Here is an 18344-nt window from a genome sequence, read left to right on the forward strand (position 1 = left end):
TCAGTAAATTAACTGGAATTCAGGAAGTAATAAAACCGCCCAAAATAAATCCTGTATTTTATCTGTTTCCGGTTGATCCCCCAATGCCGCTTTGGCTATCTGAAATTCTTTTTGGCTTGGTTTTCTGTTTAAGGTTTGGACAAAAACCTCTTGGATAATCTCATCGCTAGATGGGTATTTTTCTTTCCATAACTCCGCCCCTTGATGAAGGACATCATTGAGTTTTTCTCCGTTAGTCAGTTCAAGGGATTGCAGCAGATTGGCCTGGGAGTCCCTGCTTGTGGAGACAATCTCCCTATTGGGTCTGCCCATGGCGGTCAGAAAACTGTTGTTGGCTACCAAAGATGCTCTGGGGAATTCGGTTGTTGGCTTTTGTTCCGTCAACAGCTGGTTAGGCTTATATTTAAATTCTTTTTCATCAAACACAGGATAGAAAATCCAGCTGATGGCATCTGAAAACTGTTCCGCTGTCAACCTCCGCCTGACCATACCGGTGAATTTATAATCTTCTGAAAGAAGAAGCTCCGGACTTTTTACGCCAATGGAACCGGACTGGTATATTCTGGATGAGGCTATCAAATAGATCAGCTCTTTGAGGTCGTAATTTCTGTCCACAAATTCTGAGGCCAGCCAATCCAACAAATCCTGACTCCATGGTTCATTGTCCATCTCATCCACGGGTTCCACCATGCCCCTACCCATCATTTGTTTCCAAACCCTGTTGACTATTGTCCGGTACATACGGCCGTTGGCAGGTTGCACCAGGTATTCGGATAATTGCTGTAATTTTTCGGAACGTGTGGCAGTACTGTCAATTTCTCCCAATTCTTCCCAGAGGATCTTGGTTCCTGCCATTTTTCCGGTGGGAATTTCACAACGGCTGACTTCCAAAGTACTGTCCGCAAAAATATTGGCGAAAGCATAAGCTTCCTCCAATTTCCAATCTGAGATAAAACTGTCATGGCAGGAAGCACATTTGAGGTTCAGTCCTAAAATCACCTGTCCGACATTTTGGGCAGCCTGCATTTCTGTCCTTTGACTGGCATTGACTGTTCCCCTCCATTTGATACCTTCAATAAAGCCTTTGGATTCCTCAGTAGGATTCAATAGTTCCTTGACAAATTGGTGGTAAGGTTTGTTTTCTTGGAGTGACTTATAAAGCCAATCGGTGATGTTGTACCGGCCATTGGTGATATAGCCTGTGCCTGTGTAGTCATTCCTCAGGTTATCATTCCAAAAAGTCAACCAATGCTGGGCATAGTCATCTTGGCGGTCCAAGAGATTTCTAAGCCAAACAGATCTTTTGTCGGGTCTTTCATCCAGATAGAAACGCTCCAATTCTGAAGGGGAAGGCACCAAACCTATCACATCGAGGTATATCCTTCGAAGATAGGTCCTGTCATCCACAGTTTGCTGCCACGAAATCCCGTTTTCTTTGAAATACAAGTCCACCCATAAGTCAATAGGGTTGTCTAAACCTTCACTGGATTTCGGAGGAACGGGTTTACGGGGCTCCATTTTGGCAACTCGGTATATGCTTGGATTTTCTGCTTCATCGGGCCAAGGTGCGCCTTGATCAATCCAAAAACCTAAAAGAGCAATTTCATCTTTGTTCAAAAGGTTTCCTTTAGAAGGCATTACATCTTTATGGCTTTTAGCAAGACTTATTCTCCTGATGATCTCACTGGAAGATGCGTTCCCTGCCTTAAGGATTGCTCCCGATTCACCTCCTTTGAAAACAGCTTCTTTGGAATCCAGTCTTAAATCTGCCTCTACTTTGGCACCGCTATGGCATTTGTAGCAGTTATGTGCCAAAATGGTCCTGACCTCACCGATCAGTTGGATTTCCTTTTCAAGGCTTAATCCTGCAGAGATATCTCCATATCTGGTCAATTCAAAACTAGGGGTCTGATAATTATTGGATGATTCCCAAGGGAATGTTTCAGTCAGATAATTTTCTCCATGGGTCAAAGCAGCACCAAGATGGCCCGTAATTATTACTGATAAAGAAGTCAGGAATAGGGAAACCCTAAACCATCTGATAAACCCTTGCTGCTTGATAGAAAGTTGCAGGAATACAAGGATCAGCACACTTCCAATTCCTGTTAAAATCCCTGTCAACCTGTGCCGATCCAACAAATCTCCCGAAACCCCTTCATTGCCAGCCAGCAACAATCCCAACAATACAGAAAGAAAAGCACTGATAATCCCTGCTTTGAGCATAAGATTTATGCCGGGTCTTAATTTTGAATTAGGCTTACCTATGGTCAATAACTCAAGAAATGCCGCAAAAAGTATCAGGCTAATAGGGAAATGGACTATCATAGGATGAAGTCTTCCCAAAAACTGCCAAATCCATAAAGTGTCTGAAACCATTTTAAAATTTAAGTGAATTTAATTGAATTGTCCAATAATAATTATCCTTTGTTTCTATCAAAAAAGTATCCTGTACTGTAGGGTGGTTTGTTTAACAAATAATCTATTTACCGATAGGCATTTTCTGATTTGCTTATTTATTTTTCTATTTATACCTTTTATGGATTTCCAAACAGGATAATGCAGGATAGCATATACTTATTTATTAGGAATCTTCGACATTAGAATTTTGAACCAAATTGGACAGATTCCCACTGTTCTTTCTAAAAATACCTTATGAAAAAAATAAATCCCTCAGGAATCAGACTCAATGGCCTCATCAGGATAGCTGTTTTATTTTTGATTTCGATGACTGCATTCCAATGTAGCCAAGATGAGTCCTTGGAATTCCAAAAAGGAGCACACATCATGCTCGTCGGAAATAATCTGGGCTCGCGGATGATGGAATATGGGACATTTGAAACAGAAATGCATGTCAGGTTTCCAGATAGTCTGTTGTATATCCGAAATATGGCTGATGCAGGTAATACTCCCGGTTTCAGACCGCATTCAGGAAGGGTATCTCCATGGGCATTTCCCGGGGCTGAGGATTTTCAGACCGAATTGGCTAATTATTCTGACTCCCAAGGTCATTATGAAACTCCGGATGAATGGTTAAGCAGACATGAAGCAGATATTATTTTGGCATTTTTTGGTTATAATGAGTCTTTTCAGGGAAAAGAGGGGCTGGATAATTATAAGGCCGAGTTGGATGCATTTATCAAACATACCCTTCGCCAACAATATAATGGAACATATTCACCCAAGCTTGCGATTATTTCACCTATAGCATTTGAGGACCTTTCTACTTTAAGGGATTTGCCGAATGGTAAAAAGGAAAATGAAAACCTTTTGTTGTACACCAAGGCGATGAAAGAGGTTTCGGAAAAAAACCAAGTGCTTTTTGTGGATGCTTTTGAACCTTTCAAAAAATGGTATGATTCCTCCGATGAGCCTTTGACCATTGATGGTTCCCAATTGAATGAGGAAGGTTATAAAAAATTAGCGGTGTTGTTGGCGGATAAAGTTTTTGGGAAAGTAAAACCAAAAACTGAACAACATCGGGAATTGATCCAAGAAATGGTTATGGAAAAAAACTGGATGTGGCACAGTGATTACAAATCCCCCAATGGAGTCCATGTTTATGGAAGACGCTACAAGCCTTTTGGGCCGGACAACTATCCGGCGGAATTGGAGAAAATCCGACAAATGACGGCCATAAGGGATGAGGCCATTTGGAAGGCATCCAATGGTGAAAAAATGGATTTGGTTGCGGCAGATCAAAACACCAGGGATCTTCCACCCGTTCAGACCAATTTCAATCCCCAACAAAATGGTAGTTTGGAATACCTTTATGGAGAAGATGCCTTAAATACATTGACGGTTCCTGAAGGTTACAAAATTGATCTTTTTGCTTCTGAAGTAGAATTTCCCGATTTGGCAAATCCTGTTCAGATGAGTTTTGACAACAAAGGAAGGCTTTGGGTTGCTACCTGTCCAAGTTACCCGCATTACAAACCGGGTGACAGTAAACCAAATGATAAAATCATTATTTTGGAAGATACCAATGGAGATGGAAAGGCAGACAAGCAGACGATTTTTGCAGATGGGCTTCATTTGCCCATGGGCTTTGAAATTGCTCCGGAAGGGGTGTATGTATCCCAAGGTACAAACCTGAAAATCCTGATTGACACCAATGGAGATGACAAAGCAGATAAAGTTGAAATTCTTTTGAGCGGCTTTGATGACCATGATACACACCATGTGATTTCTGCTTTTGCAGCAGATCCTTCCGGGGCGATTTATATGGGAGAGGGTGTATTCCTGCATACCAATGTGGAAACATCCTATGGCCCGGTCAGGGCCACCAACGGCGGTTTTTACAGATTCAATCCTTCCAGGAGTCATTTGGAAAGAACCGCACAATTGGCCATTCCCAATCCATGGGGTATAGCTTTTGATGATTGGGGACAGAATTTCTTTGCCGAAACTTCAGGCCCGGACGTGAGGTGGATGATGCCGGGATCTGTATTTCCACGGTATGGCGAAGCCACCCACAAATCCCAAAATCTGATAGAAGAATCCCAAAGAGTCCGGCCAACTTCCGGTTTGGAATTTGTTTCCAGCAGACATTTTCCAGATGAGGTACAAGGCGACATGTTGATTGCCAATACGATTGGATTTTTGGGTATGAAACAACATCAGATGATCGATCAGGGAACAGGTTTTACCACCAAATTCAGACAGGACATTGTAAAAGGAACGGACAGGAATTTCAGGCCTGTGGACATGGAATTTGCACCAGATGGATCTCTGTATTTTATAGATTGGCACAATGTCCTGATAGGTCACATGCAGCATAATGCAAGGGATCCGCTTCGTGACCATGTTCATGGACGGGTTTATAGGATTACCTATCCTTCCAGACCTTTGGTGACCCCTCCCAAAATAGATGGGGCCAGTATCCCTGAGTTATTGGATAACTTGAAACTTCCTGAATTCAGGGCACGATATAGAACCAGGAGAGAATTGAGAGGACGGAATGCGGATGAAGTCACTTCAGCTATCAAAACCTGGGCAGCAAGTTTGGATAAAAATAATTCCAAGTATGAGCATTATTTAACCGAGGCATTATGGGTGACTTGGGGAGTGAATAAAGTTGACCAGGATATTCTTAGACAATTGCTGAAAGCCAAAGATTACCAGGCAAGGGCAGCAGCAGTAAGGGTCTTGAGGTATACAGGGCATCAGGTCAAGGACCAGGATAAACTATTGATGGAAGCGGTGAAAGATGAACATGGCAGGGTAAGATTGGAAGCCATAGTAGCGGCATCTTGGTTGCCTCGAGAAAAAGGATTGCCGATTTTGGCTGAAGCGGAGAAAATGCCATTGGACGATTGGATGGTACATGCCCATGAAGCGGCAGTTGCTCATATTAATGACTTGACCGTCCGGGAGAAAAAAGAAGAAGACATCAAATCCAATCTCTCTGGAGGTGATCTGGAACTGTTCAACATGGGGAAAGAGATCTATAGCAGGGATGGTTATTGCAGCACCTGTCATCAGCCCGATGGAAGGGGGCTTTCTGCTTCGTTGTTTCCACCGATAGTAGGTACGCCTTGGGTATTGGGTAGTGAGGAACGGTTGATCAAACTGGTTCTTAAAGGTTTATTAGGTCCGATAGAAGTATTGGGAAGAGAATATCCGGGACAAGTTCCGATGACTCCTTATGAAGGCATGTTGAATGACAATGAAATTGCCGCAGTCCTGACTTATGTGAGAAATTCCTTCGGCAACCAAGCTTCTCCCATCCGGCCCGAAAAAGTAAAAGAGGTCCGGGCCTCAGTGGCAGATAGGAAGGGTTTCTATTCACCTGCTGAGTTGCTGAAGGAACATCCGATGGAGAAGTGAGTTTGAAGGAGGAGGTTTATTAGAGCCAAGAATCAAGAGCCAAGAAACAAGAAGAGGAATGAGTTGAGAGAAGGCCTCTCCTTGTCACTTCGACGTTAGGAGAAGTCTATTACTCTGGAATTAAGGTAAAGACTCATTGACGATGGATAAGAATCTAGAATCAAGAAAGACATTAAAAAGAAAATATGATTTCCGTATTTCTGAACGAGCTTTAAAATACCATGAAAAAAATAATAATAACGTCTTTTATCCTTTGCTGTTTGGCATTCATATCTGTAGCACAAACCCAAGACCATCAGAAACTATTGAAACTGGACCTAGGCTGGGAAAAAGCCCTTTTGGAGTCAAATGTGGAGTTTTTGAATAGTCTGTTGGCTGAAGATTTTGTTTGGGTACACAATCATGCCAGCTTGATTGATGGTAAGGAAGCAGTAATTTCTAAGGCAAATCGGATTCAAAATGGTCAGGCTGACAATACCAAGGGGAGGGTTTCCCGTGACCAAACTGTGGTGATTTTGGGAAAAACAGGCGTGGTAAGCGGGTTTACCATAGTGGACAGGGGCCCAAGCCCAACAACCTATCATTTCATGAGAACCTACGCCAAAGTGAAGGGTAAGTATGTGCTCTTGGCTAATCATACCATGGCGGTACCGGATGAGGAATTAAAGGGGAAATAAAATTTTCTTCTCAAAAAATAAAAAAATGAACAGCATTAGATCCAGGATGTATTTACTACTTGTTTTCATTTTGATGATAGGTTGTAATCAAGCTGATAAAAGTGAGAATACTGAATCCCATGCTATTGCAGGATTTATTTTGTCAGAATCAGACCTTCCGGATTTTGAAAAAAACCTGGACCATAGAGGATTGTTGGAGGCATGGGGAGATAGACATGGAGAATCCATTAGGACAGGAGAACATATCTACAACAATATTTGCTTCAATTGTCACGGGAATCATGAACAGGAGGGCTCTCTTCCCACGGCTTTTAAATTCTGGAAAGATTCATTTAAAGTAGGCAGTGATCCTTTTTCTATCTACCAAACTTTGACAAGAGGCTATGGTTCCATGCCTCCGCAGGTCAATCTGACTCCTGTGGAAAAATACGATCTCATTCATTATATCCGTGAGACCTTTTTATTGGAAAAGAATCCTGATCAATATTTCAATCTAGATTCAGCTTATTTGGTCAGCTTGCCGAGTGGAGGGAGTATTGGCCCTGCCCCTAAGGAATTCAAGCCTTGGGCAGAAATGGATTATGGTAATTTTTTGATCAATACCTATGAATTGGTGGGTTTGAACGCTCCGCCTAGAGAAAGGTCTTCCGGACCTTCACCTTTACCCGATGAAAATTTGACCAAGGCCAATTATGCCTACAAAGGAATCGCAGTAAGATTGGATCAGGGGAATGGAGGAGTGGCAGCAGGCAATGCTTGGATGATGTTTGACCATGACCTTATGCGAGTGGCAGGAGCATGGACAGGCGAAGGCTTTATAGACTGGGAAGCAATTCTGTTTAATGAAAAACACAATATTTCCCCAAGGACAATAGGTGATCTCCATTTTGAAAATCCTGTGGTACCTGCTTGGGCTAACCCCAATACAGGCAGTTTTGATGATCCGAGGTTTACAGCCAGGGATAAAAGGAAGTTTGGGCCATTACCTAGAGAATGGGCTCATTACAAGGGGCTTTATCAATATGACGATAAGGTGATTATTTCCTACACGGTGGGCAATGCAAAAATCTTGGAAACATTCGGTTTGGAGACAGTACAAAATCAGCCGGTATTCACACGGACTTTCAACATTTCAGCTTCTGATAAACCTTTGAAAATGAGAATCGCCCCTTCCGGAACAGCTGTTGCTTTATTGGGGGAGGGAGCTATATTAAAAGATCAGAATGGGTTTACCGTCATGGAACTTGTTTCCTCTCAATCCATAAAAATCAAATTATTGATCGCTAAACAAGGGCTTGAAGGGTTAGCGCAATATACAAAATCATCCAGCCCGCCGGAAGATTTGAACCCATTCATCAAAGGAGGTCCTGCAAGATATCCTCAAAAATTAACCACCGAAATCCAAATTGGGGAGCAGGAAGGTCCTTTTCAGGTGGATATCATGAATCCGCCTTTTGACAGTCCATGGAAAAATCAGTTCAGATTGAGTGGTCTTGACTTTTTCAAAGACCCCAACAAGGGAGTGATCTGTTCTACCGATGGAGACGTTTGGCTGGTGGAGGGCTTCATGAAAAATTCTGGGAAGCTCACTTGGCAGCGGATAGCCTCAGGTTTGTTTCAACCTTTGGGAATCAAAGTTGTCAATGAGGAAATTTTTGTCACTTGTAGAGATCAGCTTGTCCGATTACATGATTTCAATGGAGACATGGAAACTGATTTTTATGAAAGCTTCAACAATGACCATCAGGTCACGGATCACTTTCATGAATTTGCCATGGGGCTTCAAACGGATAAAGCGGGTAATTTTTATTATGCCAAAAGCGCAAGGCATGCCAGAGAGGCATTGGTGCCACAACATGGGACCTTAATGAAGGTCAGCAAGGATGGTTCGAAGTCTGAAATTATTGCCAAAGGATTCAGGGCTGCAAATGGAGTTTGTATCAATCCCGATGGTACTTTTATAGTGACAGACCAAGAGGGACATTGGAATCCAATGAACCGCATCAATTGGGTCAAGGAAGGCGGATTCTATGGAAATATGTTCGGGTTTAACCCTCCTTCAGACAGTACTGACACAGGCATGGAGCAGCCCTTGGTATGGGTGGAAAGGGAAAGAGACCAATCTCCTTCCGAACTCTTGTGGGTGGACAGTAAAAAATGGGGAGCATTGAACGGGCAACTGTTGAATTTTTCTTACGGTTACGGAAAAGTTTTTGTAGTGCCATTTGAAAAAATTGGAGAACAAGTACAGGGCGGGATATTTGAACTTCCTATACCGAGATTTTCAACAGGAGTCATGCGCGGACGTTTCAATCCAGGTGATGAGCAATTGTATTTGTGTGGTTTATCTGCTTGGGGATCTACACAGCCACAATTGGGAGGTCTATACAGGATCAGGGTTACCGAAAAACCAATGCATATCCCAAAAGGATTGAAGATCAGAAAAGACGGTATTGAATTGGCCTTTACAGATAAATTGGAAACAAACAGTGTGGAGGATATCAATAACTATACTGTCAAAACCTGGGATTTATTAAGGTCCAGAAAGTACGGATCAAAACATTATAATGAACAAACATTGGAAGTTACTAATGTGACCTTGAGCATGGACAAAAAATCAATCATACTAACCATCCCGAATATAAAACCTACTTGGGTAATGGAGATTGATTTCCATCTAAAGAGTGAGAAAGGCGAAAAAGTAGATGGATTGATTCAGAATACCATCCATCAATTAGGGGGAAATCCATAGACTTGCTTTGAAATCAATTCTTATAATATGGGGATGATAATAAGTTAGATACAGGGATTTGTCTTTTCAAAGTTTTTTGGCGTGGATGGTTTGTTGAATTGTTTGGAAAATGCATAGAGGCTAATAATGATCAATTCTAGAAAATAACAAAAATGAAAAACAAAGGGATACTGTTTTTAATATTCGTCTTGTTTATACTTCATTTCGGAACAGCCATGGCACAGGATAGGCCGAATATTCTGTTCATCATGACGGATGACCATACCCAAAAAGCTTTGCACACTTATGGGCTGGGGCTTTTGGACACTGTGTATTTCCCAAATATGAACCGATTGGCTAAAGAAGGAGCCCTTTTTAGAAATAGTTTTGTGACCAATTCCATTTGTGCTCCAAGCCGCGCTGTTTTGCTTACTGGTAAGTACAGTCATTTGAACGGAAAAGTGGACAATGTTGCGCCATTTGATTGGAGTCAGATGACTTACCCGAAATTGTTAAGGGAAGCAGGATACGAAACCGCCCTGATTGGGAAAATTCACCTTTCCGGCAAGCCTCAGGGATATGATTATTCACTGACCCTGCCCGATCAAGGCAATTATTATAACCCGGAATTTATAAGGAATGGTGTGGAAGAGTTGAAGTTTGAAGGCCATTGTGAAGCCCTTATCCCAGAGTTTGTAGTTGATTGGCTTGAAAATGATTGGGATAGGGAAAAACCATTTGCCATTAATTACCATACCAAAGCCCCCCATCGGAATTGGATGCCTGAAGAAAAATACCTGGATCTTTATGAGGATATAGCGTTTGAATTTCCCCATAACTTTTTTGATGCGTATGCAGGGAGAGGGCGTGCAGCAAAGGAACAGGAAATGGAGATAGTCAATGATATGTTCTGGGGCTGGGACATGAAGTTTGAGAAAAATCCTTTTACCGGTGAACCCAGCCGTTTAGTGGCACCTTTCGGGAGGATGACAAAAGAGCAAATGCAAGCTTGGAATGCCGTTTACAGCCCTACCAATGAAGCATTCTTAAAAGAAATGCCCCCTAAAGAAGAACTTGCAAAATTCATGTTTCACCGTTATTTGAGGGATTATTTGAAAGTAGTGAAATCGGTAGATGATGGTATCGGAAAGGTACTAGATTATTTGGAGGCTAAGGGCCTTTTGGATAAAACCCTTATTATTTACACTTCTGATCAAGGATTTTATTTGGGTGAGCATGGTTGGTATGATAAGCGCTTCATGTACGAACAATCACTCAGTACACCGCTGTTGGTCAGGTATCCCAAGGAAATCAAACCAGGCACCGTGGTGAATGAAATGGTTTTGAATTTAGACCATGCTCCTACAATTTTGGATTATGCCGGATTGTCCATTCCATCAGATATGCAGGGAAAATCATGGCGAACTTTGGCTTCCGGAGGTACTCTTCCCTGGAGGGATGCCATTTATTATCATTATTATGAATATCCGGGCCCCCATATGGTCAAAAGGCACTATGGGGTGAGAACCGACAGGTATAAACTGATTCATTTTTATTATGATGTAGACGAATGGGAAATGTATGATTTGAAAAATGATCCCGATGAAATGAACAGTGTATACAATGACCCTAACTACGCTGATATCAAAAAAAGCCTGCATACCAGATTGGAAGAACTGAGGGTTGAATTCGGTGATTCGGATGAATTAAACCGGCAGTTTATTGAAAAAAGTATTTCTAATAATGATTAGAAGTAACTAGTCAAAATTCAAAAACTTGAAATCAGCTCTTTATAAACTTTTAAAAATGCTTTTGTACTGTTTTACGCTCAAATTCTTTGAAATAATTTACTGCTGCTTATGCGATTCAAGGTTGTTGGTTTGATCAACACAAGGTATATTACAGACTTTAACTCTTTTGGTAATATTTAATAATGCTTTGATGATTTAAACCATATTATGATGAGGTATATAGTAATTTTATTTATGTTTTTTTTAGGGGGAGAAGTATTTTCTCAATCAGAACTCACCTTACCTGATATCTACAAAAACGGTATTTACAGGCAGAATCGATTTGGTCCAATACGCTGGATGAAAGACGGCTCAGGATATTCCAGCATAGAAAAAAGCAATAGAATTGAAGGGGATGATATTGTTCGGTACGATGCGCGCTCAGGCGATAGATCAATCTTGATTTCTGCTGAAGAGTTAATTCCTTCCGGGCTTAGTAAACCGCTGACTGTGGCAGATTATCATTGGTCAGAAGACAACAGCAAACTGCTTATTTTTACCAATACCAGGAAAGTTTGGCGGTATCATACCCGAGGTGATTATTGGGTTCTGGATTTGCAAACCCGCAAACTGAGTCAATTGGGCAAAGGAATCCCAGCTACCACGCTGATGTTCGCCAAATTTTCACCCGATGCTACCAGAGTAGGGTACGTTAGTCAAAACAACATCTTTGTGGAATCTCTCGGATCAGGGCAAATAACCCAAATTACCGCAGATGGAGATAAAGACATCATCAACGGGACTTTTGATTGGGTATACGAGGAAGAATTAAATTGCAGAGACGGATTCAGATGGAGCCCCGATGGGGAGAACATTGCTTATTGGCGTTCTGATACCAAAGGGGTAGGTACTTTTTATTTGATCAATAATATTGATTCCATTTATTCAAAGCCCATCCCTTTACCTTATCCAAAGGTTGGGCACACCTTGTCAGCGGTTAAAGTCGGGGTAGTCTCCGCCTCAGGAGGAGAGACCAGGTGGTTTGATTTTCCGGGAGATCCCAGAAACAACTACCTGGCAAGAATGGATTTTATCCCTAATTCTCAGGAAGTGATGGTGCAACAGCTTAACCGCCGCCAAAATACCAATACAGTTTGGACTGCAAATATCCAGACCATGGATTTGTCAAAAATCTTGGTCGAAGAGGACGATGCTTTTCTGGATATTCATGACAATATCCGTTGGTTGGATGGGGAGAAATATTTTACATGGACCAGCGAAAGAGATGGTTGGTTGCATTTGTATAAAGTTTCCAGAGATGGCAAATCAGCCGAATTAGTAACTGCGGGGGAATTTGATGTAGAACGCATCAGTCATATAGATCCTGCCAGCGGTTATGTGTATTACATCGCTTCTCCAGACAATTTCACACAACGTTACCTTTATCGCAGTTCGCTTAAGAAAAGAGGAAAAGCAGAGCGGATTACCCCCTTAGATCTTTCAGGACAAAATGCATATCAAATTTCGACTGATTCCAGATTTGCCATTCATACCTTCCAAAATACCACCACTCCTCCGGTTTATTCCTTGGTCAGCTTACCAAACCATAAAAATATCAGGGTCTTGGAAGAAAATCAGGAATTAAAGCAGAAGTATTCCGATTTGGGTCTGAATCCTAAGGAATTTTTCAAGGTGGATATCGGAGATGTGGTTCTGGATGGATGGATGATCAAGCCGAAGGGCTTTGATCCTGGCAAAAAGTATCCACTGATCGCTTTTGTCTATGGGGAACCTGCAAGTTCTACCGTTCAGGATGCTTGGATGGATGGTGACTTATGGCATCACTACTTGGCAAAATTAGGATATGTAGTCATCAGCATTGATAATCGCGGTACCAAAACACCAAGAGGAAGAGATTGGCGCAAATCCATTTATGGGCAGATCGGCATTTTGGCATCCTATGATCAAAAAGCTGCGGTTGAAAAGATTCTCAAAACCTATGATTTTATCGATCCTTCTAGGGTAGGTTCCTGGGGATGGAGTGGAGGAGGACAGATGACGCTTAATTTAATGTTCCGCTTTCCGGAATTTTATAAAGCAGGTTTGGCCTTGGCCTTTGTGTCCGACCAAAGGCTTTATGATGCTACCTATCAGGAGCGGTACATGGGATTACTGGAAGACAATGAAAAAGGATACATTGATGGTTCCCCTATCACTTATGCTGAAAACCTACAAGGAGACCTGATGGTCATCCATGGCACGGCAGACGATAATGTGCATTACCAGAGTTTCGAAATGCTGGTGAACAAATTGATCAAATTCAACAAACAATTCTCCATGATGTCCTATCCGATGCGGGCCCACGGGATCAATGAAAGGGAAAACACCTCTCTACATCTCAGGGAAACGATGAAGACTTTCTGGTTAAGAAGTTTACCAGCGGGGGGGAGGTAAACTTATGAATAGACGCTATCTTTCTGGTTAGGCCAAAAGCTGTTTAAATGGGACGGAAGACGGAAGACGGAAGAAAAGGCAATGGATTCAACCGTTTTATTTATTTGACAGATAAATTAAAAGAAATGAATTGCGATTTTAACCTAAGTATCCAACCAATTATTAAAACATGAATAAAATCTTTTCAACAGCTACCTATCAAGAACGCAGGGCTCAATTAAAGAAAAAAATGGGCTCAGGGGTCCTGCTTTTCTTGGGGAATGAAGAAAGCAGCAGCAACTTCAAGGACAACTGGTATCCCTTTAGGCAGGACAGTACCTTTCTTTATTTTTTTGGGTTGGATATGCCGGGGCTTACAGCGGTCATAGATATTGATCAGGATGTGGAGATTTTATTTGGAGACAATTTGACCACTGAAGAAACGATTTGGCAAGGGCCTCATCCTCCGCTTTCTGATTTGGCAATAAAGGTAGGAGTAGAAAAAACCAAACCGAAAAGTGAAATCACTAAGTTTTTGGCTTCCCTGTCCGATCGGCCAATCCATTATCTACCTCCCTATCGACCGGAAAATTTACAAAAGCTCGCTAGTTGGCTCAATAAATCTCCACAGGAAATCCCTTCCCTGGTTTCTGTGGATTTTATTAAGTCAGTAGTCTCTTTAAGGTCAATCAAATCGGATGAGGAAATCCTGGAAATAACCAAGGCGGTGAATATCAGCGTAAGCATGCACAAAAAATTGATGCAACAAGCCAAACCCGGAATGAAAGAATATGAACTTCTTGGCCTTGTGACCGGAGAAGCACTTTCCCATGGCGGTAATGTTTCCTTCCCTCCAATCATTACCATTGAGGGACAGATTCTACATAACCATAATTATTCAAATACCCTTAAGGAGGGAAAAATGCTTTTGGGGGATTTTGGTGCTGAGTCGGATATGCATTATGCAGGTGATATTACGCGGACAATTCCGGTTGGATCCAGGTTTTCCGATAGCCAAAAAGAAATCTATCAAATCGTACTCAATGCCTACCAAGCTGCTGTTGCGGCATTAAGGCCCGGGATTAGATTCAAAGAGGTTCATCTCTTGGCATGCAGAAAACTGGCAGAGGGATTGAATGATCTGGGAATCATGAAAGGCAATCTGGATGAAGCAGTGGATCAGGGAGCCCATGCTTTGTTTTTTCAGTGTGGTTTGGGTCATATGATGGGATTGGATGTCCACGATATGGAAGATTTGGGGGAGGAATATGTAGGATACACAGAAGAGCTTAAAAAAAGCAGTCAGTTTGGCCTGAAATCACTCCGATTGGGGAAAGAACTTGAAAAAGGATTTGTAATTACCATCGAACCCGGGATTTATTTTATCCCAAAACTGATCGAACAGTGGCAGGCAGAAAATCGGCACAGTGATTTCATAGACTACAAAAAATTAGCCCAATACAGGTATTTTGGAGGTATTCGGGTAGAGGATGCTTATTTAATTATTGAGACCGGTTCAAAGTTACTGGGGGAGCCTTTGGAAATTGAAATTAAAGACGTGGAGCAGCTTAGAGAAAAACAATCAAACCTATAATAATCAATAAAATGAAAAAACTACCATTCAAATTCGGCGCTGAGGTTTATACCTGGTATATGAACAACAACGGAGAAACTTACAGGGATCAATTGGGTCACATGATCGAGATCATTTCCAAAGCGGGTTTTACAGGAATCCAGCCTATTTTTTCTTGGATGGGTAAACTTTCAGATCCGGTTTTGCTGGAGGAAAAACTCAAAGAACAGGGGATCGAATTGGCTGCTGTTGCTTTAGCATTGGACTGGAACGGGAAAGAAGAGACAGAAGAAGAGCGGAAAGTAGCTGACAATGCCATAGAGCTGTTGAAGAGATTTCCAGGTTCACTTCTTTGTACCGTTCAGATCCCGACGGGTCGTCATGACCTTGTTCAAAGAAGAAAAAGCCTGACGGATATAGTGAATACAGTTTCCCGAAGGGCAAAGGAAAAAGGAGTGGAAAGCAGTTTTCATCCCAATTCACCGCATACCTCCATTACCAGAACTGAGGAAGATTATAAAGTGATTTTGGAAGGCTTGGATCTCTCGGCTACAGGTTGGTGCCCTGACGTGGGGCATATCATCAACGGCGGCATGGATCCCCTAGCCAAAATGAAAGAATACCAATCCATCATCAACCATGTACATTACAAGGACTGGGACGGAAATCCTGAGTTTGCCCTGATGGGAAATGGGAAAGTGGATCTGTTAGGCATTACCCAATGGTTAAAAGATACCGGATATGCCGGATGGATTATCTGTGAGGATGAAGGACAAGAGGCACTTGAAGATCCGGATTTTGTTACGCTGCATGATGGGAAGTGGGTGAATGAGGTATTGGTGCCGGGGTTGAAATAGAGACGTGAGATTTGAGACGTTAGATTGCTTTGAGTTTGAACAAGATCCAAGAAACAAGAACCAAGAGACAATGCCTGCCCCGAAGAATTTATGGGAGCCAAGATAAAAAGGGGACGTCATTCCGACGCAAGGAGGAATCCCCTGATGTACAATTAGAAGGTAACCTTAACTGGAATGATTACGATCTTATTTTCCCTATCTCGGATTTGTATAGTGGTAGAATAGGCTGAAAATATCTGTAGCCATTCTAAAAAAAATTGAAAAACATGCCTACAATAAACACCAACGGAATCAATATCTACTTCGAAGAAAGAGGTTCGGGAGAACCTTTGCTTTTGATCATGGGAATCACTGCACCGGGATCGGTCTGGGAAAAACATGTAGCTCATTGGGCAAAATCCTTTCGCTGTATCCTAGTGGACAACAGAGGAGTCGGCAAATCCGACAAACCTGCAGGACCCTACACTTCCTTTCAAATGACCCAGGATTGCATTGGGGTTTTGGATTATTTGGGTTTGGGGGTTGTAAAGGTGGTCGGCGTATCTATGGGTAGTATCATCGCCCAGCAATTGGCCATTCACTTCCCAACAAGGGTCAAAGCTTTGGTGCTGATGTGTCCTTGGGCCAGATGTGACAATACGGCCAAGGCCATTTTTCAGCATATGATAGATTGTAAGGCAAGACTCAAACCCGAGGAATTCAGTGTGTATATTCAGTTGTTGATTTTTTCCAAGAAGTCTTGGGATGATGAGGATTTTCATAAAGGCTTGTTGGAAGACCGGAAAAATGCAGCTTTGGATCCCAATCCCCAACCATTGATCGGGCTGGAAGGGCAGGCTGCAGCGTGTGTTTCGCATTCTGTTTTGGATGATTTGGAAAAAGTGACTTGTCCGACTTTTGTTTTAGGAGGTGAGGAAGATGTATTTACACCTCAGTGGATGACCAAGGAAGTTGCCGCAGCCATCCCCAATTCCATATTGCATATTTATCCGAAAAGCGGCCATGCTTTTCATTGGGAGAATCTGGAGGATTTTAATGAGAGGGTTGATCAGTGGTTGAAGAATCTTAAATGAAGTTGGTAAGTATTGAAATGGATTATTTTCTCAATTGCTTTTCTTTATCCTCAAACTTTCCTCTCATTTCTGTTAATCGGTCCTGAAATGCAGGATTCAAGGCAAGGTTATTCTTTTCTAAAGGATCTGATTTCAAATCATATAATTCCTCATGCTGGGGATCATTGATGTAACGGAAATATTTCCAGTCTTTGGTTCTAAGGCCTTCGCTTGGTGCTATAATATCCACCTGCCAAAGATGTTCGCATATAAAATCTTCCCGTTCCAAATCAGGACTGTTTTCCTCTAAAAATCCAGTCAGGCTTAAACCTTGCCAGGATTTTGGAATTTCCAGACCGGCAAGATCTAAAAGTGTCGGCGCTATATCAATATTCAAAACCATGTCATTTACTTTTCGGCTTTGTGTCGATCTTGGATCATAAATAATCATAGGAACCCGCAGGGAATTATCATACATCAACCACTTTCCGGCCAGTTGACGTTCTCCTAAAAAATAGCCGTTGTCACTCATGAAAATGATAACCGTATTTTTATCCTTTCCCTGTTTTCTTAACTCTTCCCTTATCAATCCGATTTCATGATCAATTTCCGAAATCATCCTGAAGTATCCCTTCAAACTCCTTTGGTATTTTTCCTCGGTGTCGAATCTCCAATGCCAACGGTTACGGTTTTCACCTTCCCGAACATAGGCGGGTTGCGCATCAAAATATTTCTGATCACTTAAAAGAGGTTCGGGAAAATATTGTGATGCATACAATGAATCAAATTCCTTCTCCCAAAAATATTGCTCCTCTGCCGGATCATGGGCATGCGGGGCACTGAAACTCAAAGAAAGCATAAATGGCTTTTCTTTGGGAGCTTGGCGAATAAATTCAATGGCTTTTTGGCCCGTATAGCGGGTCAAATGAACTGTATCCATCCCGAGGGTTTTATAGAAATAACCCCTTCTATCTTTGTAGCGGTCCAACCTGTCGTAATTCTCACCAATATCAAAAAGCCCCTCAAAACCGGAATAATTGATACCGAATTTCCCGAAAAAGCCGGTGTTGTAACCACTATTTCTCATCAAAGCAGGATAGGATTGATCAATAAATTGCTGTTTGATTTCCCCTTGTCCAAAAGTATGGCCATGTGTCCTCTCATAAGTTCCCGTTAAAATACTGGCCCTACTCGCTGCACAGATGGGTGTGGTTACAAAGGCGTTTTCAAAAAACACCCCTTCTGAGGCAAGTCGGTCCATTTCAGGAGTATGGATTAAATTGTTCCCTGCAAATCCCAAAGCATCCCACCTTTGATCATCTGTCAGGATGAAAATGATATTGGGCCGGTTTTCCTGAGAAAAACCGGGGAAACTTAAGCTTGCGATGAAAGCGATGGATAACACAAGGATTTTGCCCATATTTTTTAGAAATTTTTGAATTTGTAAATGTTGATCATGGCATGA

The 18344-nt window shown here is 42.0% G+C and carries 10 protein-coding genes; 8 read left to right on the forward strand and 2 right to left on the reverse strand.

The genetic code is table 11. From position 1 onward, the window contains the following. Positions 1-2376, reverse strand: a complete 2376-nt coding sequence (locus HMJ38_RS00410; RefSeq protein WP_194972399.1) for a DUF1549 domain-containing protein — start codon at positions 2374-2376, stop codon at positions 1-3. Positions 2377-2652: 276 nt separating this feature from the next. Here HMJ38_RS00410 and HMJ38_RS00415 point away from each other — a divergent pair, with 276 nt between their 5' ends. The 8 genes from HMJ38_RS00415 to HMJ38_RS00450 all read left to right on the forward strand — a co-directional run bounded on the left by HMJ38_RS00415 (position 2653) and on the right by HMJ38_RS00450 (position 16900). Next, positions 2653-5826: a PVC-type heme-binding CxxCH protein gene (locus HMJ38_RS00415; RefSeq protein WP_194972400.1), complete on the forward strand. Its 3174-nt coding sequence runs from the start codon at positions 2653-2655 to the stop codon at positions 5824-5826. 221 nt (positions 5827-6047) lie between these two features. Next, positions 6048-6503, forward strand: a complete 456-nt coding sequence (locus HMJ38_RS00420; RefSeq protein ID WP_194972401.1) for a nuclear transport factor 2 family protein — start codon at positions 6048-6050, stop codon at positions 6501-6503. Between the two features lie 25 nt (positions 6504-6528). After that, positions 6529-9255, forward strand: coding sequence for a DUF6797 domain-containing protein (locus HMJ38_RS00425; protein WP_194972402.1), 2727 nt, complete (start codon positions 6529-6531; stop codon positions 9253-9255). A 152-nt stretch (positions 9256-9407) separates the two neighbouring features. Further along, positions 9408-10985: a sulfatase family protein gene (locus tag HMJ38_RS00430; RefSeq protein WP_194972403.1), complete on the forward strand. Its 1578-nt coding sequence runs from the start codon at positions 9408-9410 to the stop codon at positions 10983-10985. A gap of 207 nt (positions 10986-11192) precedes the next feature. Beyond that, positions 11193-13418 (forward strand): S9 family peptidase, encoded by a 2226-nt coding sequence (locus HMJ38_RS00435; RefSeq protein WP_194972404.1) that lies wholly within the window; start codon positions 11193-11195, stop codon positions 13416-13418. A gap of 169 nt (positions 13419-13587) precedes the next feature. Beyond that, positions 13588-14991 carry an aminopeptidase P family protein gene (locus HMJ38_RS00440; RefSeq protein WP_194972405.1) on the forward strand — a complete coding sequence of 468 codons (1404 nt, stop codon included), beginning with the start codon at positions 13588-13590 and terminating at the stop codon, positions 14989-14991. Positions 14992-15002: 11 nt separating this feature from the next. Next, positions 15003-15827 (forward strand): sugar phosphate isomerase/epimerase family protein, encoded by an 825-nt coding sequence (locus tag HMJ38_RS00445; RefSeq protein WP_228779809.1) that lies wholly within the window; start codon positions 15003-15005, stop codon positions 15825-15827. A 266-nt stretch (positions 15828-16093) separates the two neighbouring features. Further along, positions 16094-16900, forward strand: a complete 807-nt coding sequence (locus HMJ38_RS00450; RefSeq protein ID WP_194972406.1) for an alpha/beta fold hydrolase — start codon at positions 16094-16096, stop codon at positions 16898-16900. Positions 16901-16922: 22 nt separating this feature from the next. Here HMJ38_RS00450 and HMJ38_RS00455 read toward each other — a convergent pair whose 3' ends face one another. Beyond that, complete coding sequence (locus HMJ38_RS00455) at positions 16923-18299, reverse strand: sulfatase family protein (RefSeq protein ID WP_194972407.1); 1377 nt, start codon at positions 18297-18299, stop codon at positions 16923-16925. Positions 18300-18344: the final 45 nt, after the last annotated feature.

Source organism: Aquiflexum lacus, from assembly GCF_015476655.1.
Classification (GTDB): Bacteria; Bacteroidota; Bacteroidia; order Cytophagales; family Cyclobacteriaceae; genus Aquiflexum; species Aquiflexum lacus.